At 65.5% G+C, this 23,476-nt stretch carries 17 protein-coding genes and 1 pseudogene; 5 read left to right on the top strand and 13 right to left on the bottom strand.

The annotated features are described in order from the left end of the window. The first annotated feature begins 24 nt into the window (after positions 1-24). Entirely contained in the window at positions 25-4,926 is a 4,902-nt protein-coding gene (locus RR51_RS21850; RefSeq protein WP_039614654.1) for an alpha-2-macroglobulin family protein, read from the top strand. Positions 4,927-5,090: 164 nt separating this feature from the next. Here the strand turns inward: RR51_RS21850 and RR51_RS21855 are convergent, their stop codons facing one another. Then, positions 5,091-5,384, bottom strand: coding sequence for a hypothetical protein (locus RR51_RS21855; protein WP_025337571.1), 294 nt, complete (start codon positions 5,382-5,384; stop codon positions 5,091-5,093). Between the two features lie 77 nt (positions 5,385-5,461). On the opposite strand from RR51_RS21855, the gene pbpC reads away from it, so the two are divergent. Together pbpC and RR51_RS21865 are read left to right on the top strand one after the other, a co-directional pair. After that, positions 5,462-7,816, top strand: coding sequence for a peptidoglycan glycosyltransferase PbpC (gene pbpC, locus RR51_RS21860; RefSeq protein WP_039614655.1), 2,355 nt, complete (start codon positions 5,462-5,464; stop codon positions 7,814-7,816). 225 nt (positions 7,817-8,041) lie between these two features. Beyond that, positions 8,042-9,706 (top strand): ShlB/FhaC/HecB family hemolysin secretion/activation protein, encoded by a 1,665-nt coding sequence (locus RR51_RS21865; protein WP_039614656.1) that lies wholly within the window; start codon positions 8,042-8,044, stop codon positions 9,704-9,706. A gap of 135 nt (positions 9,707-9,841) precedes the next feature. Here RR51_RS21865 and RR51_RS21870 read toward each other — a convergent pair whose 3' ends face one another. The 8 genes from RR51_RS21870 to RR51_RS21905 all read right to left on the bottom strand — a co-directional run bounded on the left by RR51_RS21870 (position 9,842) and on the right by RR51_RS21905 (position 16,172). Continuing rightward, positions 9,842-10,615 (bottom strand): response regulator transcription factor, encoded by a 774-nt coding sequence (locus RR51_RS21870; protein ID WP_024086200.1) that lies wholly within the window; start codon positions 10,613-10,615, stop codon positions 9,842-9,844. Between the two features lie 124 nt (positions 10,616-10,739). After that, positions 10,740-11,210 carry a prepilin peptidase gene (locus RR51_RS21875; protein WP_013970724.1) on the bottom strand — a complete coding sequence of 157 codons (471 nt, stop codon included), beginning with the start codon at positions 11,208-11,210 and terminating at the stop codon, positions 10,740-10,742. 280 nt (positions 11,211-11,490) lie between these two features. Continuing rightward, complete coding sequence (locus tag RR51_RS21880) at positions 11,491-12,060, bottom strand: DUF4136 domain-containing protein (protein WP_039614657.1); 570 nt, start codon at positions 12,058-12,060, stop codon at positions 11,491-11,493. A 19-nt stretch (positions 12,061-12,079) separates the two neighbouring features. Next, positions 12,080-12,715, bottom strand: a complete 636-nt coding sequence (locus RR51_RS21885) for a DUF4136 domain-containing protein (protein ID WP_003257064.1) — start codon at positions 12,713-12,715, stop codon at positions 12,080-12,082. A gap of 21 nt (positions 12,716-12,736) precedes the next feature. Next, positions 12,737-13,486, bottom strand: coding sequence for a methyltransferase domain-containing protein (locus RR51_RS21890; RefSeq protein WP_039614658.1), 750 nt, complete (start codon positions 13,484-13,486; stop codon positions 12,737-12,739). Beyond that, positions 13,483-13,788, bottom strand: coding sequence for a MazG-like family protein (locus RR51_RS21895; protein WP_013970728.1), 306 nt, complete (start codon positions 13,786-13,788; stop codon positions 13,483-13,485). The genes RR51_RS21890 and RR51_RS21895 overlap by 4 nt, the downstream gene beginning before the upstream one ends. A 177-nt stretch (positions 13,789-13,965) precedes the next feature. Next, positions 13,966-14,817 carry a MaoC family dehydratase gene (locus RR51_RS21900; protein WP_039614669.1) on the bottom strand — a complete coding sequence of 284 codons (852 nt, stop codon included), beginning with the start codon at positions 14,815-14,817 and terminating at the stop codon, positions 13,966-13,968. 2 nt (positions 14,818-14,819) lie between these two features. Then, entirely contained in the window at positions 14,820-16,172 is a 1,353-nt protein-coding gene (locus tag RR51_RS21905) for a 3-oxoacyl-ACP reductase (RefSeq protein WP_039614659.1), read from the bottom strand. Between the two features lie 118 nt (positions 16,173-16,290). On the opposite strand from RR51_RS21905, the gene RR51_RS21910 reads away from it, so the two are divergent. Together RR51_RS21910 and RR51_RS21915 are read left to right on the top strand one after the other, a co-directional pair. Then, complete coding sequence (locus tag RR51_RS21910) at positions 16,291-17,568, top strand: acetyl-CoA C-acetyltransferase (protein ID WP_039614660.1); 1,278 nt, start codon at positions 16,291-16,293, stop codon at positions 17,566-17,568. A gap of 39 nt (positions 17,569-17,607) precedes the next feature. Next, positions 17,608-18,387 carry an AraC family transcriptional regulator gene (locus RR51_RS21915; RefSeq protein ID WP_039614661.1) on the top strand — a complete coding sequence of 260 codons (780 nt, stop codon included), beginning with the start codon at positions 17,608-17,610 and terminating at the stop codon, positions 18,385-18,387. A 127-nt stretch (positions 18,388-18,514) separates the two neighbouring features. Here the strand turns inward: RR51_RS21915 and RR51_RS32010 are convergent, their stop codons facing one another. The 4 genes and pseudogenes from RR51_RS32010 to RR51_RS21930 all read right to left on the bottom strand — a co-directional run bounded on the left by RR51_RS32010 (position 18,515) and on the right by RR51_RS21930 (position 23,433). Further along, positions 18,515-19,282 (bottom strand): methyl-accepting chemotaxis protein, encoded by a 768-nt coding sequence (locus RR51_RS32010; RefSeq protein WP_371033815.1) that lies wholly within the window; start codon positions 19,280-19,282, stop codon positions 18,515-18,517. 90 nt (positions 19,283-19,372) lie between these two features. Continuing rightward, a pseudogene (locus RR51_RS32015) lies at positions 19,373-20,458 on the bottom strand (HAMP domain-containing protein); the annotation flags it as partial. Positions 20,459-20,626: 168 nt separating this feature from the next. After that, the gene (cueR, locus tag RR51_RS21925) at positions 20,627-21,037 is read right to left on the bottom strand and encodes a Cu(I)-responsive transcriptional regulator (RefSeq protein ID WP_039614663.1); all 411 of its coding nucleotides are present in this window, start codon (positions 21,035-21,037) and stop codon (positions 20,627-20,629) included. Then, positions 21,034-23,433, bottom strand: coding sequence for a heavy metal translocating P-type ATPase (locus tag RR51_RS21930; RefSeq protein WP_039614664.1), 2,400 nt, complete (start codon positions 23,431-23,433; stop codon positions 21,034-21,036). The genes cueR and RR51_RS21930 overlap by 4 nt, the downstream gene beginning before the upstream one ends. Positions 23,434-23,476 lie beyond the last annotated feature (43 nt).

Consider the following 23,476-nt stretch of genomic DNA (forward strand, 5'->3'; position numbering starts at 1 on the left):
CACGCTGCCAAAGAGTTCTACTCCATGTTCAACAAAGGATTGTTGCTGGCCTGCGCGCTGGCTTTGCTCAGTGCCTGTGACTCTTCGACGCCGGACAAGCCGGCGCCATCCGAAAAGCCGGCGGCCACAGCGCCCGCCGCCACCCCGGCACCCCAACGCGAAGACCCGGCTGTACTCGCCAAACGCTACGAGGGCCGCGAGCTGACGGTGCTGGATGCTTCCGAAGTGCAGCTCGATGGCGCCGCGACGCTGTCGATCAGCTTCTCCGCGCCGCTGGATGCCAAACAGGACTTCGCCAGCAAAGTGCACCTGGTCGACACCGTCAAAGGCAAGCTCGACGGCGCCTGGGAACTCTCCGACAACCAGATGGAGCTGCGCCTGCGCCATCTGGAGCCGCAGCGCAAGCTGGTGCTGACCGTCGACAAGGGCCTGCTGGCGGTCAATGGCAAGCAACTGGACAGCGAGTCGATCAGCCGCCTGGAAACCCGCGACATGCAGCCGACCATCGGCTTCGCCAGCCGCGGTTCGCTGCTGCCCACGCGCCTGGCCGAGGGGCTGCCGGTGATCGCGCTCAACGTCGACAAGGTCGATGTCGAATTCTTCCGCGTGAAGCCGGACATGCTCTCGACCTTCCTGGTCAGCTGGGGGCGCAACAGCAGCCTGTACTACTACCAGTCCAAGGAAACCCTGGACATGGCCGATCTGGTCTACAGCGGCCGCTTCGACCTCAACCCCGCACGCAACACCCGCGAGACCGTGCTGCTGCCGATCGCCGGCATCAAGCCGCTGCAGGAGCCAGGCGTGTACCTGGCGGTGATGCGAGCCTCGGGCACTTACGACTACTCGCAACCAGCGACCCTGTTCACTCTCAGCGACATCGGTGTGTCCGCGCATCGCTACCGTGACCGCCTCGATGTGTTCGCCCAGGCCCTGGAAGGTGGCAAGGCGATGAACGGCGTCAACCTGGAAATCCATGACGACAAGGGCAAGCTGCTGGCCCAGGCCAGCACCGATAGCGATGGCCACGCCCAACTGCCGATCACGCCCAAGGCCGACACCCTGATCGCCACCCAGGGCGTGCACACCACCCTGCTGCGCCTGAGCAGCGCGGCGCTGGACCTGGCCGAGTTCGACATCACCGGCCCGCAGGCCAACCCGCTGCAGTTCTTCATCTTCGGCCCGCGTGACCTGTATCGCCCCGGGGAAACGGTGTTGCTCAACGGCCTGCTGCGCGACCAGGACGGCAAGCCGGTCAAGGCGCAGCCAGTGAGCGTGGAAGTGCGTCGCCCGGATGAGCAGGTCAGCCGCAAGTTCGTCTGGGAAGCCGACGGCAACGGCCTGTACCAATACCAGCTGCAGTTGGCCAGCGAGGCCCCGACCGGCCGCTGGCAACTGCTGCTCGACCTGGGCGGCGGGCGCAAGCAGGTGTATGAATTTCTCGTCGAAGACTTCCTGCCCGAGCGCCTGGCGCTGGAACTCAAGGGCAGCAGCAAACCGTTGTCTCCGGATCAGGATGCGCGCATCCAGGTCAATGGCCGTTACCTATACGGCGCCCCGGCTGCCGGCAACCGCCTGAGCGGCCAGGCCTATGTTCGCCCACTGCGTGAGGCGGTACCGGCGCTGCCTGGCTACCAGTTCGGCTCGGTCACCGAAACCGAGCTGAACCAGGACCTGGAGCTGGACGAAGTCACCCTCGACCAGGCCGGCAAGGCCGTGGTCGATATCGAAAGCCGCTGGGCCGAAGCCCGCTCGCCGCTGCAACTGACCGTGCAGGCCAGCCTGCAGGAGTCCGGTGGCCGGCCGATTACCCGGCGCCTGGAACAACCCATCTGGCCAGCCGAGCGCCTGCCAGGCCTGCGTGGCCTGTTCGACGGCGAGGAAACCGACAGTGACGGGCCGGTGGAGTTCGAGTTCCTGGTGGCCGACCGCAACGGCAAGAAGCTGGCGGCCAACGACCTCAAGGTGCGGCTGGTACGCGAGCGCCGCGACTACTACTGGAACTACTCGCAGAGCGATGGCTGGAGCTACGCCTACAACGAGAAGTTCCTGACCCAGAGCGAAGAGACCGTCAGCGTCAAGGCCGGCTCCACCGCCAAGCTGAGCTTCCAGGTGGAATGGGGCCCGTACCGTGTCGAGGTGGAGGATCCGGAGACGGGCCTGGTGTCCAGCGCGCGCTTCTGGGCTGGCTACCGCGCCCAGGACAACGCCGAAGGCGGCGCGGTGCGGCCGGACCAGGTCAAGCTGGCGCTGGACAAACCGGCCTACGCCGACGGCGCTACCGCCAAGGTCACCGTCACCCCGCCCGCAGCCGGCAGTGGCTACCTGATGATCGAGTCCAGCGATGGCCCGCTGTGGTGGCAGGAGATCGACGTGCCCGCCGAGGGCAAGACGTTCGACGTGCAGCTGGACAAGCAGTGGGCCCGCCACGACCTGTACATCAGCGCGCTGGTGATCCGCCCGGGTGAGCGCAAGGCCAACGCCACGCCGAAACGCGCGGTGGGCGTGCTGCACCTGCCGCTGAACCGCGCTGAACGCAAGCTGGCGGTGAGCCTGCAGGCGCCGGAGAAAATGCGCCCGAAACAGCCGCTGACCGTGAAGGTCAAGGCTGCAAATGCCGATGGCAGCGTGCCTGAACAGGTGCATGTGCTGTTGTCGGCGGTGGACGTGGGCATCCTCAACATCACCGACTTCAAGACCCCCGACCCATTCGCCAGCCTGTTCGGGCGCAAGGCTTACGGTGCTGACCAGCTGGATATCTACGGCCAGTTGATCGAAGCCGGCCAGGGCCGCCTGGCCAGCCTGGCATTTGGTGGTGACGCAGCGATGGCCAAGGGTGGCAAGCGCCCCAACACCACGGTGACCATCGTCGCCCAGCAGAGCCTGCCGGTGACCCTGGACGACAAGGGCGAGGGCCAGGCCACGGTCGATATCCCCGACTTCAATGGCGAACTGCGGCTAATGGCCCAGGCCTGGACCGAGGAACAGTTCGGCATGGCCGAAGGCAAGACCGTGGTCGCCGCGCCGCTGATCGCCGAGCTCTCGGCGCCGCGTTTCCTGGCCGGTGGCGACCGCACCAGCCTGGCGCTGGACCTGGCCAACCTGTCGGGCCGTGCCCAGCAGCTGAACGTTGAAATCAGCACCGAAGGGCAGCTGAGCCTGGCGGCCAACGCCGTGCAGAACGTTGCCCTGGCTGAAGGCCAGCGCTCGACGCTGATGATCCCGGTACAGGCCCAGGGTGGCCTGGGCCAGGGCAAGGTGCATGTGCGGGTCACTGGCCTGCAGCTGCCGAACGAGCCGACCGGCGCGTTCGAACGCGAGTGGACGCTGGGCGTGCGCCCGGCCTACCCGGCGATGCTCAAGCACTACCGCGTGGCCTTGAAGGACCAGCCATGGACCCTGCCTGAAGCAGACCTGGCCGCCTTCGAACCCGCCGGGCTTGAAGCCAGCCTGGCCTTGTCGAGCCGGCCACCGCTGAACCTGGCCGAGCAGATCCGTGCCCTCGAAGCCTACCCCTACGGTTGCCTGGAGCAGACCACCAGCGGCCTCTACCCGTCGCTGTACGCCGATGCCGACAGCCTCAAGCGCCTGGGCATCAAGGGCGAGCCTGCCGATGTGCGCAAGCGCAAGATCGAGATGGGTATCGAGCACCTGCTGGGCATGCAGCGTTACAACGGCAGCTTCGGCCTGTGGAGTTCGGACAGCGAGGAAGAATACTGGCTGACCGCCTATGTCACCGACTTCCTGCTGCGCGCCCGTGACCAAGGCTATGGTGTGCCCGCCGAAGCGCTGAAGAAGGCCAGCGAGCGCCTGCTGCGCTACCTGCAGGAGCGCAACCTGATCGAAGTCGACTACAGCGAGAACGCCGAACACACCCGCTTCGCCGTGCAGGCCTATGCGGCATTGGTGCTGTCGCGCAGCCAGCAGGCGCCCCTGGGTGCCCTGCGTGGCCTGTTCGAACGCCGCGCCGACGCCCGCTCTGGCCTGCCACTGGTGCAACTGGCGGTGGCGCTGGACAAGATGGGCGACAAGCCGCGTGCCGAGCAGGCCCTGCAGGCAGGCCTGGGCATCAGCCGCGGTAAAGGCTGGATGGCCGACTATGGTAGCGCCCTGCGTGACCAGGCACTGATCCTGGCGCTGCTGCAGGAAAGCAATCTGGCCAGCCGCCAGGTCGACCAGCGCCTGTTCGCCCTGTCGGATGAACTGGCGGCCAACCGCTGGCTGTCGACCCAGGAGCGCAATGCACTGTTCCTGGCCGGCCGTGGCCTGCTGGGCAAACCAGAAGGCCAGTGGCAGGCGCGCCTGGACAGCGCGGGCGAAGTGCGCGAGTTCAACAATGCCGAGTCTGGCATGAAGCTCGAAGGCCCGTTGCTGGCTTCGCCGCTTAGTGTGCAGAACCAAGGCAGCGAGACGCTGTACCAGCAACTGACCTTGTCGGGTTACCCACGCCAAGCGCCTGCGGCCGGTGGCAACGGCATGCAGATCCGCCGTGAGTACCTGGGCATGAATGGTCAGCCGTTGGATCTGCATAACCTGCGCAGCGGAGACCTGGTGCTGGTGCACCTGGCGCTCAAGGCTGAAGACCGGGTGCCGGATGCGCTGGTGGTGGACTTGTTACCGGCGGGCCTGGAGCTGGAAAACCAGAACCTGGCGCAAAGTGCCGCCAGCCTGGAAAACGCCAGCAGTGCGGTGAAGGAATGGCGCGAATCGATGCAGAACGCCAGCGTGGTGCACCAGGAGTATCGCGATGATCGTTACGTCGCCGCGCTCAAGCTGGACAGCTACGGCACCACCCACCTGCTGTACCTGGCTCGGGCGGTGACCCCGGGCACCTATCGCGTGCCGCCGCCGCAGGTTGAATCGATGTACCGGCCAAACCTGCAGGCCGTGGGGGATGGGCAAGGGGAGATGACCGTAAAAGCCCGCTAAGGCGACGCGGTCTGTTGTAGGAGCGGCCTTGTGTCGCGATTGGGCCGCAAAGCGGCCCCAAAGCCTGAGCACGCGGAGCAAAAGGTCGACCGCGTCGCCAGCTTTTGCGGCCGCTGCGCGCCCGATCGCGACACAAGGCCGCTCCTACAGGAACGGTGCCGTACTTAGTGAATCACCCAGCTCATCACCCACAACCCCAACAGCAGCCAGATGATCCCGAGGATGATCGAGGCGCGCATGAACGCGCGGATTGCCGAGTACAGCAGCACCAGCCCGATGATCAGGGCGAGGATGCTGAGCAGCGAGGTCTCCATGCCCAAGGTGCGCGCCAGGCCATCGATGAAATTGCCACCGGCACTGGCCAGCAGGTTGAACAGCCCGCTCAATGCGTCGACGATGAAGCGGATCAACGACCCCAGCGCCTGGCCCAGCCACTCGAAAAAACCTTCTACATGCATAGTTGCTTCCTGATGAACGAATCGGCGATGTTGCCGTTCCCAAGCCTTTGGCCATCACCTGGCCAGGTCGGTTCCCGATGCCAAGCTTAACGCGGCCGCATACCCGTGCGGGCAGGCTGTTGCGCGCCACGGCGATCGGCATGCTGGTACTGTTCGGCCTGTTGTGGCTGGCCGACCGCCTATGGCCGCTGCCCATGCCCGGAGACGACCTGGCCCGCGTGGTGCTGGCCGAGGACGGCACGCCGTTGTGGCGCTTTGCCGATGCCGATGGTGTATGGCGCTACCCGGTCAGCTCCGACGAGGTCTCGCCGCTGTATCTGCAGGCGCTGCTCACCTATGAAGACCGCTGGTTCTACAGCCACCCCGGAGTCAACCCGCTGGCGCTGGCTCGCGCTGCCTGGCTGAACCTGCGTGGCGGGCGTGTGGTGTCGGGCGGCAGCACGCTGTCGATGCAGGTCGCACGCCTGCTCGACCCGCATGAGCGCACCCTGGCCGGCAAGCTGCGCCAACTATGGCGCACGGCGCAGCTGGAATGGCATTTGTCCAAGCGCGAAATCCTGCAAATCTACCTGGACCGCGCGCCCTTCGGCGGCACCCTGCAGGGCGTGGCGGCCGCCAGCTGGGCCTACCTTGGCAAGTCGCCTATGCACCTGACCCCGGCCGAAGCGGCGCTGCTGGCCGTGCTGCCCCAGGCGCCCAGCCGCCTGCGCCCGGACCGCCACCCCGAGCGTGCCCAGCGCGCCCGGGACAAGGTGCTGCAACGCCTGGCCGAATACCGGGTGTGGCCGGCTCAGCAAATCCGTGAGGCTGCCGAAGAGCCGCTGGTGCTGGCGCCACGTCAGGAGCCGGCTCTCGCGCCGTTGCTGGCCCGGCGCCTGAACAGCGCCGACAGCCCGCCGCTGATCCGTACAACGCTCGACGCCGCACTGCAGCGGCGCCTCGAAGACCTGCTGCTGGGCTGGCGCGCACGGCTTCCAGAGCGCACCTCCGCTGCCATCCTGGTGGTCGATGCGCAAACCATGGCGGTGCGTGCCTACCTGGGCTCGATCGACCTGGCCGACGAGCGCCGCTTCGGGCATGTCGACATGGTGCGTTCGTTGCGCTCGCCGGGCTCCACCCTCAAGCCGTTCCTCTACGGCATGGCGCTGGATGACGGCCTGATCCATTCCGAGTCGTTGTTGCAGGATGTGCCGCGACGCTATGGCGACTACCGCCCCGGCAACTTCTCCATGGGCTTCAGCGGGCCGGTGTCGGCCAGTTCGGCGCTTGCGCTGTCGCTCAACCTGCCGGCGGTGCAGCTGTTGGAGGCCTATGGTCCGAAACGCTTTGCCGCGCAACTGCGCATGGCGGGCGTGCCGCTGATATTGCCTCCTCTGGCAGAGCCCAACCTGTCGTTGATCCTGGGTGGCGCGGGCAGCCGCCTGGAGGATCTGGTGGGTGGCTACGCTGCGCTGGCGCGGGGTGGCAATAGTGCGAGGGTGCGCCTGCAACCACAGGATCCGTTGCTGGAACGGCGCCTGCTGTCGCCAGGGGCGGCGTGGATCATCCGGCGCATCCTCAGCGGCCAGGCGCGCCCCGACCGCGACCCGCATGCCGAGCTGGTGCAACGCCCGCAACTGGCGTGGAAGACGGGCACAAGCTACGGCTTTCGCGATGCCTGGTCGATCGGCGTGGGCCCGCGCTACCTGATCGGCGTATGGATTGGCCGCCCCGATGGCACACCGGTCCCCGGCCAGTTCGGGCTGGCTTCGGCAGCGCCGCTGATGCTGCAGGTGCACGACCTGCTTAGCAACCGTGACAGCCAGCGTGGCATCAGCGTGCCGGTGGAGCGGGTGCCGGCGAACGTCGGCGTGGCTGCGATCTGTTGGCCACTGGGCCAGCCGATGAGCAAAAAGGACCCCAACTGCCGGCGTCAGCGTTTCGCCTGGACTTTGGACGGCACTACGCCGCCAACCCTGCAGGCCGCCGACCAGCCACTCGGCCTGGGCCTGCGCGAAAGCGTATGGGTCAACGACCAGGGGCTGCGCGTCGATGGCAGTTGCCCGGGCGCCAAGGCGCGCGATATCGCCCTATGGCCCGCCCCGCTGGAGCCTTGGCTGCCACGTGTGGAGCGGCGTGCGGCGCGCCTGCCGGCCATCGATCCGGCCTGCCCGCCGCATGTGCCGGCCAGCGCGCCACCGCTTTCGATCGTGGGCGTGCGCCCGGGCGACAACCTGCGCCGCCCGGCCACCAGCAGCGAGCCGTTGCAACTGTATGTGTCGGCGCTGGGCGGCGGCGGTCGGCGCTGGTGGTTCCTCAACGGCCAGCCATTGGGCGAAACCCAGGGCCAGGACAGCCTGCTGGTGCGCTTCCAACAGGTAGGCCAGGCCGAAATCAGCGCGCTGGATGAAAGCGGCGAGACGGCGCGCGTGGCGTTCCAAGTCAGCGAGTAGCCGTTCGACGAGGGCCGAGGCAGCACCTACGCTTGCAGGTAACGGGTGTGACCGGCTGGCGCCCCTGATGCCTGTCAGTCAAGCAATTTGGGGCCGCTTTGCGGCCCTTCGCGGGCACGCCCGCTCCCACAGGTTTGGTGCTGGCTTCAGGAAAGCGCGATCTCGGTGGGAGCGGGCGCGCCCGCGAAGGGCTGCAACGCAGCCCCAGGGAACATGGAGCGCCCTATGCGTCCTCTGGCCGTGCCCCTGTTGTTGCTGCCTTGGGCACTTGCGGCCCATGCCGAGCCTTTGCCAGGTTTTCTCGACAGCCATGAGTACGAACGTCGCCTGCCCGGCGCCAACCTGCCGATAGACGCCTACCACCCGGTCAGTGCTCACCTGCAGCTGGCCGGGGAGGATGGCGACAGCCCCGCGTGGGCGCCTGCGAATACCCGGCTGGTGCTGCATAAAGTGCGCTTCGAAGGCGGCACGGTGTTCCCCCTGAGCGACCTGCGCGAACACTACCAACCGCTGATCGGGCGCCAGACTACCTTGGGCGAGCTCCAGCAGTACACCGCGCGCCTGACCCAGCGCTATCGGCAGGAAGGCTACCTGTTGTCTTACGCCTACCTGCCGCCGCAGGAGGTGGCTGATGGCCAAGTCAATGTGGTGCTGGTCGAAGGCTATATTCGGGATTACCGCGTGGTCGGCGATATCGGCCCGGCAAGCGCCTATCTGCACCAGCTGCTGGAGCGGCTTGCAACCGAGCGCCCGCTGACCCGGGAAACGCTGGAGCGCTACCTGGGCCTGGCCGAGCGCCTGCCAGGGGTGACGATAGACCCACAGCTGGCCATGGCGCGAACCGCTGATGGTGCCACGCTGTTGACCGTGCATGCCCGGCGCAAGCCGTTCAGCGCTGCCGTTACCGTGGTTGATGGCAACCGCGACGATGCGCAGGCGCTGCTGACGGCAACCAGCCACGCCCAGACCCGCTTTGCCGAACAGATCCAGGCCAGCGTGTTGCTGCCACCAGGGAATGACCAGGTGCATTATCAGCGCCTGGCTTACAGCCAATACCTGGATGCGGGCGGCAGCCAGCTGCTGCTGTCGGCCTCGCGTTATCGCAGCGAACCGGGCACGCGGATTCGGCTGGATGATGGCCGTGATATCACCCGCAAGCGCGACAGCGATCGCTATGCGATCGGCCTGCGCCAGCCGGTGATCGTCAGGCCGGATGAATGGATGGTGGTGCAGGGGCAGGTGTATTCGGTCAGCGAGCACTTCGAAGACCGGGTGGATAGGTCGCCATCGGCACGGGATTACGACACCTACGTGCGTGCGCTGTCATTCGAGGGCGACTGGCGCAAGGTGGAAGAGGGCCGTTTGCGCATCGTCAGCGCCGGGGTCTATCAGGGCCTGGATTACCTGGGGGCGCGTAGCGATGCCGACTACGATCTGGATTTTCTGCGGTTGCGGCTTTCCGGCTTGCAGAGCGACAGGTTGCTCGGTAACTGGCAGGGGGTGGTGTCCGGGGCGCTGTACTGGAGTGATGACCGCTTGCCCGACAGCGAGCGTGCGGGGTTTGGCGGGCAGAGTTTCGGCCGTGGCTACCCGCGCGACCAGGCGGACGGGGACAAGGGCTGGGGTGTGGCTTACGAGGTGAATTACAGCATGCACGCCAACTGGCTGGCGTTGGTGCAGCCCTATGTGGTGGTTGATACGGCGCAGGCCTGGCATAACCGGGGGCCTGTGCAGGATGCCCACCTGGCTTCGGCGGCGCTTGGTGTGCGGTTGGGCGATGGGCGCTTGTTCAATGTGGCGCTGGAGCTGGCCAAGCCTTTGGCGGATGTGGCATTGAACAGCCTGGACCGCGCGCCGCGCATGACGTTAAAACTGGCTATCCAGTTGTAACAGGTGAACCGAGGATCTGTAGGAGCAGCCTTGTGCTGCAAAGAGGCCATTTCAGGCGCAATCTTTTGTATGCCATGAGGGCCCTTTCGCAGCGCAAGGCTGCTCCTACAAAAAAGCGGTGTGCCTACCGGTCACTCAATGGGTAGTAAACCGCTGATGCACCGGCGACGAACTGGGTGTCAGTGCCAGTGCCAGCTGGGTGCGGTTGTGCATGTGGGTCAGGCGCAGCACCTGCGACACATACAGCTTCACGGTATTTTCGGTAATGCCCAGCTCACAGGCGATCTGGTAGTTGGTCTGGCCCTTGCCCACCAGGCGGGCTACTTCCAGCTGGCGTGGCGACAGCTTCTCGAACGCCGCTGGCAGTTCGCTTTCACTCTCGTCCACATCGCTGGCACGCCGGTGCATGCCCTGGCCCCGGGCTTTTTGCAGGTCCTGGTAAAGCTCGTCCATCGACTCTGCCAGCTCTTGCAGACGCTGGCTCAACCCGCCCAGCTCGCGGAAGCTGCGCTGGCGCTCCTGCACGGCCTGTTCCTGGCGGCGTACGCCCTCCAGCAGTTCATCGAGGTCCATGGGTTTCTGGTAGTAATCGGCAAAGCCCTCGCGCAACGCTCGGATCACATCCTGCTTCTCCGCTCGACCGGTCACCATGATGGCCTCGAACGCGCGCTGCCCGCCTTGTATCTTCAGTTCGCGGACCAGTTCAATACCATCACGACCAGGCATGTGCAGGTCACAGATGACCACGCCAATGGCCTCGTCTGCCAGGTAACGTTCCAGGGCTTCGTCAGTGGAGTGGGCCGGCAGGCAGCGGTAACCCTTGGTTTCGAGAAACTCACACAATTGTTCGACTATCACTGGTTGGTCATCGACCACCAATATCTTCACATCACTGAATGCTCTGGACACGATCAACTCCCTGTCGTTACGCGGTCCTGCTCCCGGGCCAAGCGCTCTGCAAACTAAAAATAGTCGGGGGTGGTGGATTTGTACAAATTACAAATTCTGTACAGCCATCGGACCACGAGATTGCTCACTGGATCCATACAGCAGTCAAAAGAAAACCGGTGAGCACATAGGGGACGAACGCCTGCTTGTCACCCATTTCCTCGGTCAAGGCCTGCAAGCGCTTTTTTACCTTGGGGTTGAGCAACGTCCACAGGCGTCGGCGGGTAAGCAGCCACAGCAGTACGCTGACACCGGCGCCGATGAAGGTGCCAAGTACGTATTGCGGGCTGGTGGCCAGGGCCAGGGCGCCCATCAGCTTGACGTCATCGGCACCGAAACGGCCGAGCATGTAACCGGGCAGGGTCAGCAACATGACGATGGCCAGCGCCCATCCGGCATCGCTGGCATCGGCGCCGATCCAGCTGCGGCCAGTGGCGAAAAGCCAGGCCAGGGCACAGGCAGCCACACCCAGGGTGAGCATGTTGGATATCTGGCGTTGACGCACGTCCTGTTCGGAGCACAAGGCAAGCCACAGCAGGAGAACAATGCTTTGCATTGGCAGGTCGCCCTTCCCAAATGTTGAACACATCTACCCGGTCAGTCAGGTTTCCTTAAGTGAAGATAGACGGGAACCTGCGGGCGAGTGGGGCGGGAAAGGCAAAAAGGCGTGGTCGGGATGGATTTTGTCGCTGTTGAAACAGGCCTCGCAGGCGACCCTTGTGGGAGCGGGTTCACCCGCGAACACCGGCAAAGCCGGTGCCATGCACCGCGTTGTTTTCTTCGCGGGTAAACCCGCTCCCACAGGGGCTGCGGCGCCTGCATAACCGCGTTCGGTGTTACTTCTTGCTCCCCGGCGGGTAGTTGGCCAACACTTTGGTCACAGTGTTCTGGATAGCGCTGTTACGTTCTTCAGGGCTTGGCGGGTAGTTGTTCATGATCTGCTCGGCACTGCCGCGCCACACCAGCTTGCCGTCACGCCCATCGAACAGGTCGATCTGGATGGTGGCGACCTTGTAGTCGACGCTGCGAGTTTCGTTGTACATCGGGCCACCCCAGTAGCCGCCCCAGTAGCCTCCCCAGCCACCGCCGTAGTTGGTGGTGATCTGTTGCTGGCGCTGCTCGACGATCAGGTACGCGCGCACTGTCACGTCCGGCCGGGCGCCGCCTTGTACCGGGCGCAGGCCACGCTGGTCGAGTTGGCTTGCAACTGCCTGGCGAATGCGCTGCTCGGTCAGGTCGCTCTTGATTCGTGGGTCATCCGGGCGGTACTGCAGGCCCGGTTCCTGCCATGCCCAGCTGCGGTAGGCGGCAAAGTCACGGCTGGCATCGAAATCCTGCTGGACGTTATTGCTGGAGCAGGCGGCGAGCAACAACGCGAATGACAGTAGAACGAGACGGCGCAACATGATGGTTCTCCGTTGGATATCAACTGGGAGGATAGCCGTTGAGCGCCTTGTGCACAGAATCGCGCAGGGCGCTTTCGCGTTCACGCGGCGAGTCCTTGTCGCTGCCGCTTTCGGCACTGGCACTCCATACCGGCTGGCCGCTGCGGGCGTCGTACAGGTCGATACGCACCACCATCACCTGCACTTCGTAGGTGCGCACGATGGGCACGCTGGCATAGCCCCCATAGCCATGGCGGTAGCCGCCATAGCCGACACCGCCATAGGGATACGGGCCGTAGTAAGGGTCGTAGGCATCGTAGTCACGTACCTGGCGCAAGCGCTTTTCCAGGCGTATGTCGGCGCTGACCAGCAAGTCGCCGGGGCCGCCCCGGGCGGGACGCAGGCCATGCTGGTCCAGTGCGCCGCTGACGGCATCGGCCAGTTGCGCCGGGTCGGTATCGACCGAGCCACTGGGCAACTGGCCGTTGAGCCAGCTCCAGCTACGGTAGTGCCCGTAATCACGGGCCGGTGTCGGGTAGGCACTGGCATCGAAGGTGCTGGCCGCCTGGGCCGGTGCCGGTGGTAACGGGCGGCTGCTGGCCACGTAGGGGTTGCTGCCCTGGCAGCCAGCCAGGGCAAGCGGCAGCACGGCCAGGCACAACAGACGGTACGGCATGTATTCCTCCCGGCGGGCAGGTCAACGGGGGCGGCAGACCCAGTGCAGGTAGCGGCCGAGCCCGGCGAAGCTGGGGTGGCGACGGTAGGCCAGTTCCATTTCCAGCAGGTCGAGCAGCTCGGCCTTGCCTTGGAATTCCTTGGGCATGTAGTCGTGGAACACCCGCACGCCACTTTCGCTTTCAACCTGCCACATAGGATCAAGTTGCGCCCTGAGTTCCCGTGGATCAAGCGGTTTTTGCGGGGTCAGGCTCTGCTTTTCACCTTCCAGCCGGTTGCTGCGCAACTTGCGGAAATGGCCCTTGAGCAGGTTGCGATAGACCAGGGCGTCTCGGTTGTAGAAGGCCAGCGACAGCCACCCGGAAGGGGCCGTGAGCTGGTGCAGCACCGGCAGGATGCTTTCGGGCTCGGCCAGCCACTCGAGTACGGCGTGGCATAGCACCAGATCGTAGGGTTCGGTCAGCTGGCCAAGCAGGTCTTGCCAGGGGGCCTGGATGAAGGTGGCCGCTTGGCCGGCTTCGGCAAAGCGCGCCCGTGCGCCGTCGAGCATCGGCGCGGCGGGTTCGGCCAGGGTCAGCTGGTGGCCGCGCTGGGCCAGCCACAAGGCCATGTGACCCAACCCGGCACCGATGTCGAGGATGCGCAGCGGGCGGTCAGGCAGGGCTTCGGCCAGGTCGGCCTGCAGCACGGCCAGGCGGATCGCGCCCTTGGCGCCGCCGTAGATCTTTTCGGCAAAGCGAGTAGCCAGCTCATCGAAGTGACGGTCGTTCATCGGGCGAAGCGCCTCTCGCTGTCGGCCAGCTTGGCTCGCACTACCTGGTCCATGTCCAGGCCAAGTTCGCTGCACAGCAGCAACAGGTAGAGCACCACATCGCCGATTTCCTGGCCGGCATGGGCCAGCTTATCGGCTGGCAGCTGGCGCGATTGGTCTTCGCTCAGCCACTGGAAGATTTCCACCAGCTCGGCCATTTCGACACTGGCGGCCATGGCGAGGTTCTTCGGGCTGTGAAAGCCGCGCCAGTCGTTGTTGTCGCGGATCTGGTGCAGGCGTTGGGTGAGTTCTTGCAGGTTCATCGGGGGTCTCCTAATGCTGCATAGCTTCTGCGCAGGCCCGATGCAAAGCAAGGGGGCCGCTATGCGGCCCATCGCGACGCAAGGCCACTCCCACAAGAGGTCACCGGCATCAAACCGAACGCGGTACCTGTGGGAGCGGCCTTGTGTCGCGAAAAGGCTGCGAAGCAGCCTCACGATTTAAAGCCGGTCCCAGCGCCCGACCATATGCAGTACCCCTCCATGGCCATCCAGCCGCAGCTCTCCCGTAGCCCCCGCCTCACTGGCACCGAGCACCACCTCCGATGGCAACCGCACCGGCTTGCGGAAATCCACCTCGAAGGCAAAGCCACTGTGCGGCAGGTGCCCGCGCAGTGCCGCCAGGGCCATGGCCTTGCTCCACATGCCATGGGCAATGGCCGTGGGGAAGCCGAACAGCCGCGCACTGGCTGCGCTGAGGTGGATCGGGTTGTAGTCCCCGCAAACCTTGGCATAACGCCGGCCGATATCGCTGTCGGCGTACCAGCGGGTCGCCTCTGGCAACGCTTGCGGTTCGTCCTCGGCAGGCTCACCTGCCTCGCTTTCCAGCTTCAACCCGCGCACCAGCATGCGACTGGTCTCGCGCCAGAGCAGGCCGATGCCGTCTTCGGCTTCGGTGACCAGGTCGAAGGTGCCGCCCTTGGCATGCGCTTGCAGATTGCCTGCATGCACCGCAAAGCGCAGCCCTTCGATACCGCCCAGCGGGCGCATCACTTCGATGCGGTTGTGCAGGTGCACCAGGCCAAGCAGCGGGAAGGGGAAGTTGGGCGCGGTCATCAACTGCAGCTGCAGCCTGAACGCCATGACATGTGGATAAGTACCCGGCAGGCGGCCATCGTCGGTGAAGTGGCACAGCCGACGATAGGCGGCCAGGTTGCCCGACTGGACGCGAATGAAACAGCGTAGGCCGTCGTCCGGCAGCTGGTCGCCGCTGATGGTGCGCTTGCTGGCCGCGCGCAGGTACAGGCTGGCGCGCGAAGCCGGGCTGTGCAGGTCGTGCCAGTGTCGGCTCATGTTCAGGCCCCCATCAAGGCCTGGCCGCATACCCGCAGCACCTGGCCGTTGACTGCACCGGAGCCCGGCTGGCTGAGCCAGGCGATGGCTTCGGCGACATCCTGCGGGCGGCCGCCCTGGCCAAGCGAACTCAAGCGTCGCCCGGCCTCGCGCAGGCCCATGGGCATGGCGGCGGTCATGTGGGTTTCGATGAAACCGGGTGCCACGGCATTGATGCTGCCGCCGCGCTCGGCGAGCCGGGGCGCCCACGCCTGGGCCAGGCCGATCAGCCCGGCCTTGCTCGCGGCATAGTTGGCCTGCCCGCGGTTGCCGGCGATACCGCTGACCGAGGCCAGCAGGGTGATGCGCGCGTTCTCACCCAGGGCGCCGTTGTCGTACAGCGCCTGTGTCAGCACCTGCGGTGCCTTGAGGTTTACCGCCAGCACCGCGTCCCAGTATTCCGGGGTCATGTTGGCCAGGGTCTTGTCGCGTGTGATACCGGCATTGTGCACCACGATGTCGACGCCGTCGGGCAGGGCCGCAAGCAGTTGCGTTGCCGCGTCGCCGGCGCAGATGTCCAAGGGCAGCGCCTTGCCGCCCAAGCGCGCGGCCAGGGCGTCGAGATCCTGGCTGGCTTGGGGCACATCCAGCAGCAGTACGTCGGCACCGTCCCGCGCCAGGGTTTCGGCAATGGCGGCACCGATGCCGCGCGCGGCACCGGTCACCAGGGCGCGGCGCCCAGCCAGCGGCCGGGTCCAGTCCTCGACCTGGCTGGCGCAGGCATGCAGGCGCAGCACCTGGCCAGAGATAAAAGCGCTTTTGGGCGAGAGGAAGAAGCGCAGGGCGCCTTCCAGCTGGTCCTCCGCGCCGGGGCCGACATACAGCAACTGCGCGGTCGCACCGTTGCGCAGTTCCTTGGCCAGCGAGCGGCTGAAGCCTTCCAGGGCTCGTTGGGCAATGCTGGCCAACGGGTCGTCGAGGCTTTCTGGCGCGCGGCCCAGCAGCACCACATGGGCGCACGATGCCAGGCTGCGCAGCAGTGGCTGGAAAAATTCGCGCAACTGCTTCAACGCGTCGCTGTCGGACAGGTGACTGGCATCGAATACCACGGCCTTGATCTTCGGCCCCAGGCCAGCCACCCATGCCTCGGCCTGGAGGTTGTCGGTATTGAAGCTGTAAAGCGTGTCGGTCAGGCGCGGGGCAATGGCTTCCACCTGGCTCGCCAGTGGCCCGCCACCCAGTACCAGGGCACCTTCGACCGGGCGCAGGCGGCCTGCCTGCCAACGCTCCAGCGGCGCTGGACGTGGCAGGCCAAGGGCATCCACAAGGCGGCGGCCGAGGTTGGAGTTGGCAAAGCCGAGGTAGCGATCGCTCATGAGTGGGTCTCCCGGAAGGCAAGCTTGAAAGTGTGGACCAACTTTGTGGCAAGGTCGTTCGAATGCGGTAAAAACACCTAGGCTGTACGGATCAAATTGTTTCAGGAGGAACAAGCGCATGCGTTCACTTCGCCGGGTCGCGATCCTGGGCGGCAACCGAATTCCCTTCGCCCGTTCCAATGGCGCCTACGCCACGGCCAGCAACCAGGCGATGCTAACCGTCGCCCTCGAAGGGCTGATCGAACGCTACCGCCTGCATGGGTTGCGCATGGGGGAGGTGGTGGCTGGCGCTGTGCTCAAGCACTCGCGAGACATGAACCTGACACGTGAGTGCGTGCTGGGTTCGCGCCTGTCGCCGCTGACGCCAGCCTATGACATCCAGCAAGCCTGCGGGACGGGGCTAGAGGCGGCACTGCTGGTGGCCAACAAGATTGCCCTGGGGCAGATCGACTGCGGCATAGCCGGCGGTGTGGACACCACCTCCGATGCGCCGATTGCGGTCAACGAAGGCCTGCGCCACATCCTGTTGCAGGCCAACCGTGGCAAGAGCCTGGGCGAGCGGCTCAAGCCATTTCTCAAGCTGCGTCCTCACCACCTGAAACCCGAATTACCGCGCAACGGTGAGCCGCGCACCGGTTTGTCTATGGGCGAGCATTGCGAACGCATGGCCCAGGCCTGGCGCATTGGCCGTGCCGAGCAGGACGAGCTGGCGCTGCTGAGCCACCAGGCGCTGGCTACCGCGTACGCCGAAGGGTGGCAGGATGACCTGCTGACGCCGTTTCTGTCGTTGACCCGTGATAACAACCTGCGCCCCGACCTGACCCTGGAACAATTGGCCAAGCTCAAGCCAGCCTTCGACCGCAGCGGGCAGGGCACGCTGACGGCGGGCAACTCCACACCGCTGACCGATGGTGCTTCGCTGGTGTTGCTGGGCAGCGAGGAATGGGCCGAGCAGCAGGGGCTGTCGGTGCTGGCCTATCTGGTCGATGGTGAAACCGCTGCGGTGGATTTCGTTACTGGTCGCGAAGGGCTGTTGATGGCGCCGGTGTATGCGGTGCCGCGGCTGCTGGCGCGCAATGGCCTGACGCTGCAGGACTTTGACTATTACGAGATTCACGAAGCCTTTGCTGCCCAGGTGCTGTGTACGCTCAAGGCCTGGGAAGATGCCGATTATTGCCGCGAACGGCTGGGGCTGGATGCGCCGCTCGGGGCGATTGACCGCAGCAAGCTCAACGTCAAGGGCAGTTCGCTGGCGGCCGGGCACCCGTTTGCCGCGACCGGGGGGCGGATATTGGCCAACCTGGCCAAGCTGCTGGCGAGGTCGGGGAAGGGGCGGGGGTTGATATCGATCTGCGCTGCGGGTGGGCAGGGGGTGACCGTCATCGTCGAGCGCTGAGCTGTTAGGCTTGTCTGGTCAGAACTAAAAGAAACCACCATGCCCATCATCGGACACCCCCGCCCCATTCCGGCGCTGGACCACCTGCCCAGGCCGCTCTATGCACGAGCCGAAAGTCTTGGCGCCGGCTCCTGGACCACCCGCCACCAGCACGACTGGGTGCAGTTTTCCTATGCCATCAGCGGCGTCCTCGGGGTGTATACCCAGGAAGGCAGCTACTTCGCCCCGCCCCAGTGGGGCGTGTGGATACCAGCCGATGCCGAACACGAAGTGGTCACCTCTATGCAGGCCGAAATGCGCAGCCTTTACGTGCGCCGGGATGCCTGCCCGTGGGCCCCGGAGCAATGCCGGGTACTGGAAGTGACCCCGTTGGCGCGCGAACTTATCAAGCAGTTCTGCCTGTTCCCGGCAGACTACCCGGAGGGTGACAGTGCCGAGGCGCGGCTGGTGGCGGTGCTGCTCGACCAGTTGCGCATGCTGCCCGAAGTCGGCTTTTCGTTGCCACTGCCACGGCACCCGGGGTTGCTGGCGCTGTGCAATGGTCTGATCGCTGCACCGGACCAGTCGCAGACCTTGCAGCAGTGGGCGCGAGAGTTGGGTTGCTCGGAGAAGACGCTGATGCGGCTGTTCCAGCGGGAGACGGGCTTGAGTTTTCGCAACTGGCGGCAGCGTATGCGGCTGTTATCGTCGCTGGCGCTGCTGGAGGCCGGGGAGAGTGTGACCGAGGCGGCGTTGGGGTGTGGGTATGACTCCACCTCGGCTTACATTGCGGCATTCAAGCAATTGTTCGGCGCGACGCCGGGAGAATTGAGGCTTTAGTGATTGGTCGCCTGTGCCGGCCACTTCGCGGGCACGCCCGCTCCCACAGGTACTGCACAGCTTGCAAAGCTGCGGTGATCCCTGTGGGAGCGGGTTCACCCGCGAAGAGGCCAGCGCAGGCAACACATCAGGTACGGAACCTGCGCACCAGTGCATCCAGCTCATTGGACAAACCGGCCAGGCTCTCCGAATCCATCCGCGCCGCCTGGGCCAGTTCGGCCACCAGCTGCGCATCGCCGTGAATCTGGCTGATGTGCCGGTTGATGTCTTCGGCCACCTGGTGCTGCTCTTCGGCCGCCGTGGCAATCTGGGTGTTCATGTCGCGGATCACATCCACCGACTCGCGGATCTGCCCGAAGCTGTCACGGGCCAGGCCGATGCGGCTCACCGACTGCTGCGAAACCTCCAGGCTGGCGTGCATCTGTGCGGCCACTTCGGCAGTGCGGCTGGCCAGGTTGCCCAGCAGGCCGTCGATCTCGGCGGTGGAGTCGGCAGTGCGCTTGGCCAGCGCCCGCACTTCGTCGGCAACCACGGCAAAGCCGCGGCCCTGCTCGCCGGCACGGGCCGCTTCGATGGCGGCGTTGAGCGCCAGCAGGTTGGTCTGCTCGGCAATCGAGCGAATGGTGCCGAGGATCGACTGGATGGCGTTGCTGTCACGCTCCAGTTGCTGGATCGACTGCGCCGACTGCTCGATTTCCTGGCTCAGGCGGTCAACGCTATGTACCGCGGCATCGATCTGCTGCTGGCCTTCGCGGGCCTGTTGCTGGCCGCTGTCGGCCGACTGTGCCGCCTGGCTGCAGGAACGTGCCACTTCGTTGGCGGTGGCGACCATTTCGTGGAAGGCTGTAGAGACCATGTCCACCGCTTCGCGCTGGCGGCCTGCTGCTTCGGCCATGTCGCTGGAAACGCGGGTCGAGCTGCTGGAGGTGCTGAGGATCTTGCTGGCGGCAGCACCGATGTGCTGGATCAGGCTGCGAATGGCACCGAGGAACTGGTTGAACCAGCTGGCCAGTTGTGCGGTTTCGTCGCGGCCACGGATCTCCAGGTTGCGGGTCAGGTCGCCCTCGCCCTGGGCGATATCTTCCAGGCCGCTGGTGACGCTGTTGATCGGGCGTACGATCAGCTTGGCGAAGGTGGCACCGACCACGGCGAACAGCGCGGCCAGTACCAGGGCCACCACGCCGATCAGCCAGGTCAGGCGGGTGGTGGTCTGCATCACTTCGCTTTGTTCGATCAGGCCGATCAGGGTCCAGCCAAGCTGTTCGTCCGGGTAGATGTTGGCCATGTAGCGCACGCCATTCAGCTCCACTTCGGCCAGCCCCTTGCCGTGCTTGGCCAGCTCGGCGTACCCGTCGCCAAAGCTCGCCAGTTGCTTGAAGTTATGCTTGGCGTCACGAGGGTCGACCAATACGTTGCCGTTGTTTTCCACCAGTAGCACGTAGCCGCTTTCGCCCAGCTTGATCTGCTGGACGATCTCGGTGAGGCCTTTGAGCGAGACGTCGACGTTGACCACGCCACCAGGGTTGCCCAGTTGGTTGGCGACGGTGCGCACGGTGCTGACCAGCACGGCGTCGTCGGCAGCCCAGTAGTAGGCGCCGGTACGCAAGGTTTTGCCAGGGTTGGCCATGGCCAATTGGTACCAGGGGCGGGTGCGCGGGTCGTAATTGACGAACTTCTGCCCGGCCGGCCAGCCGACATAGCCACCGTCATTTACCCCGTAGGACAGGTACGCGTAGCTGGGATGCGTGGTGGCCAGGCGGGTCATGAACTCCAGCAGCTTGCTGGCCTGTTCGCCCAGTTCATAGGACGGGGCTGCGCTCATGTACTTGTTCAGTTCGCTACCCGTGGCGGCGACCATCGGCTGCGCAGCCAGGTACTCGACGTTCTGGTTGATGCCCTGGAAGAAGATGTTCATCGCGTTGCTGACCTGGCGGATTTCCCGGCTGCTGCCATCGAGGAATCCGTCGCGGGCTTCGCCACGCAGGTTGAGGACCACAAGGGTGGCCACTAGGACGATGGGCAAGCCGGCGATGACCGCGAATGCCCAGGTCAGTTTCTGTTTGATGCTCATCGACGCTCCCGGATTTGTTATTTTCGACACACGAGGCAGGTAACAATTGCATCGGCAGCATCCGGGTTTAATGTAGGAAAACGCCCGTATTTATTGGATAAAGTCGCAGTTGGTGACTATTCGGTCGTGTTTGGACGTATATGGCATACCAAAAGCGTTGCGGGTGGCTCAGTGACAGCAGCCACCAGCAGTGCCATTGGCCAGATCCTTGAGGATCGGGCAGTCCGGGCGCTCGTCTCCCTGGCAGTGCGATACCAGTTCGCCAAGGGTGTCGCGCAGGCTCACCAGCTCTTCGATGCGCCGGTTCAGCTCATCGATGTGCTGCATGGCCAGCGCTTTCACATCGGCGCTGGCACGCTGGCGGTCCTGCCACAAGGTCAACAGCTTGCCGACCTCCTCGAGGGAAAAGCCCAGGTCGCGGGAGCGCTTGATGAAGGCCAGGCTGTGCAAGTCGTCCGCCTGGTAAAGGCGGTAGCCGCTGTCACTGCGCGTGGCGGGTTTGAGCAGGCCGATGGACTCGTAGTAACGGATCATCTTGGTGCTGAGCCCGCTGCGGCGGGCGGCCTGGCCTATGTTCATGGGGCCTCCTGGGTGTTGCTGGTGGGTTTCCACGCCTTGAGCCACAGCGCGTTGCTCACCACGCTGACGCTGGACAGGGCCATGGCGGCGCCGGCCAGTACCGGGTTAAGGTAACCCAGCGCGGCCAGCGGGATGCCGATCAGGTTATAGATGAACGCCCAGAACAGGTTCTGGCGGATCTTCGCATAGGTCTTGCGGCTGATCTCCAGTGCGGCCGGTACCAGGCGTGGGTCGCCGCGCATCAGGGTGATGCCGGCGGCCTGCATGGCCACGTCGGTACCGCCCCCCATGGCAATGCCGATATCGGCGGCGGCCAGCGCCGGCGCATCATTGATGCCATCACCGACCATGGCGACCACGCCATCCTGCTTGAGCGCGGCCACGGTCGCGGCCTTGTCGGCCGGCAGCACTTCGGCATGCACGTCGTCGATGCCCAGGGCATCGGCCACCACTTTGGCGCTGCCGCGGTTGTCGCCGGTCAGCAGGTGGCTGCTGATGTGTTGCGCATGCAGGGTATCGATTGCCTGCGCGGCGCCGGGCTTGAGGCTGTCACCAAAGGCGAACAGGCCCAGCACACGCGGTTGCGCGCCGCGTTCGACAAGCCATGACAGGGTGCGCCCCTCGGCTTCCCAGGCCTGGGCCTTGGCGGCCAGGTCGCCGGGTGGCAGGGCGCTTTCATCGAGCAGGCGGCGGTTGCCCAGGGCCAGCTCGCGGCCTTCCACGCGCCCGGCAATACCACGCCCGGTCAGCGACTGGCTGTCAGCAACGCCAGGCACGTCCAGGCCCTGTTCGGCACAGGCATCCAGTACCGCCTTGGCCAGCGGGTGTTCGCTGCCGCGCTGCAGGGCACCGGCCAGGCGGTGCAGGTCGGCGCTGCTGCCCACCTGCGCCTGGCTGTGGACAACGCGTGGGCTGCCGGAGGTGAGGGTGCCGGTCTTGTCGAACACCACGCGGTTGACCGCATGGGCGCGCTCCAGGGCTTCGGCGTCCTTGATCAGGATGCCATGGCGGGCGGCGACCCCGGTGCCGGCCATGATTGCTGCGGGTGTGGCCAGGCCGAGGGCGCAGGGGCAGGCGATGACCAGTACCGCGACGGCATTGATCAGCGCGGTTTCCAGCGGCGCGCCGGCCAGCCACCAACCGACCAGGGTGATCAGCGCCAGTACCAGCACGGCCGGGACGAATACCTGGCTGACCCGGTCGACCAGCTTCTGGATCGGTGCCTTGGCCGCCTGGGCGTCTTCCACCAGGCGGATGATGCGTGCCAGCACGGTTTCGGTACCCAGTGCCTTGGTGCGTACCAGCAGCCGGCCTTCGCCGTTGATGGCGCCACCGGTGACGCTGTCGCCGGGCTGCTTGGGCACCGGCAGGCTCTCGCCGCTGATCAGGGCTTCATCGGCATGGCTGCTGCCGTCTTCCACCACGCCATCGACCGGGAAGCGCTCGCCGGGTTTGACCAGTACCAGGTCGCCGAGGCGCAGTTGGGCAATGGCCACGTCTTCTTCCCGGCCATCGACCAGACGCACGGCCCGTTCCGGGCGCAGGGCCTCGAGGGCACGGATGGCGCTGGCGGTCTGGCGCTTGGCACGGCTTTCCAGGTACTTGCCCAGCAGCACCAGGGCAATCACCACGGCCGAAGCTTCGAAGTACAGGTGAGGGGCCATGCCGGCGGGGGCTTGCGCCCACTGGTACAGGCTCAAGCCGTAGCCGGCGCTGGTACCCAGGGCTACCAGCAGGTCCATGTTGCCGGTACCTGCGCGCACGGCCTTCCAGGCGGCCATGTAGAACCGCGCGCCGAGAATGAACTGCACCGGTGTGGCCAGCAGGAACTGCACCCACGCTGGCAACATCCAGTGCACGCCAAACGGCTGCACCACCATTGGTACCACCAGCGGCAGGGCGAGCAGCAATGCTGCGCCGACCGCCAGGCGTTCGTTACGCAGGCGGCGTTGGGCGGCATGCTGGTCGTCCCTGGCGACTTGCGGCAGGCTGGCGCTATAGCCGGCCTTTTGCACGGCGTCGATCAGCAGGTTGTCGTCGAGGGCCGCGAGCACTTCGAGGTGCGCACGTTCGCTGGCCAGGTTGACGCTGACCCGTTCAACACCCGGCAGCTTGCCGAGAGCGCGCTCTACGCGGCCGACGCAACTGGCGCAGGTCATGCCGCCAATCTGCAGTTCGACGGTGCGGGTGGGCACGCCGTAGCCGGCTTCGCGTATGGCCTCGACCAGCGCGGGCAGACTGTTGACCGGGGCCTGGACCCGGGCCTGTTCGGTGGCGAGGTTGACGCTGACCTGTTCAGTGCCGGTGACCTTGCGCAGGGCGCGTTCGACCCGGCCGGCACAACTGGCGCAGGTCATGCCGGAGATCGGCAGGTCGTATGTGGTGGATGCGGGCATGGCTCTCCTCCTTGGACAGGCCTCCAGCATCAACCTTGCCACG

The sequence above is a fragment of the Pseudomonas sp. C5pp genome, assembly GCF_000814065.1.
GTDB classification, from domain to species: Bacteria; Pseudomonadota; Gammaproteobacteria; order Pseudomonadales; family Pseudomonadaceae; genus Aquipseudomonas; species Aquipseudomonas asiatica.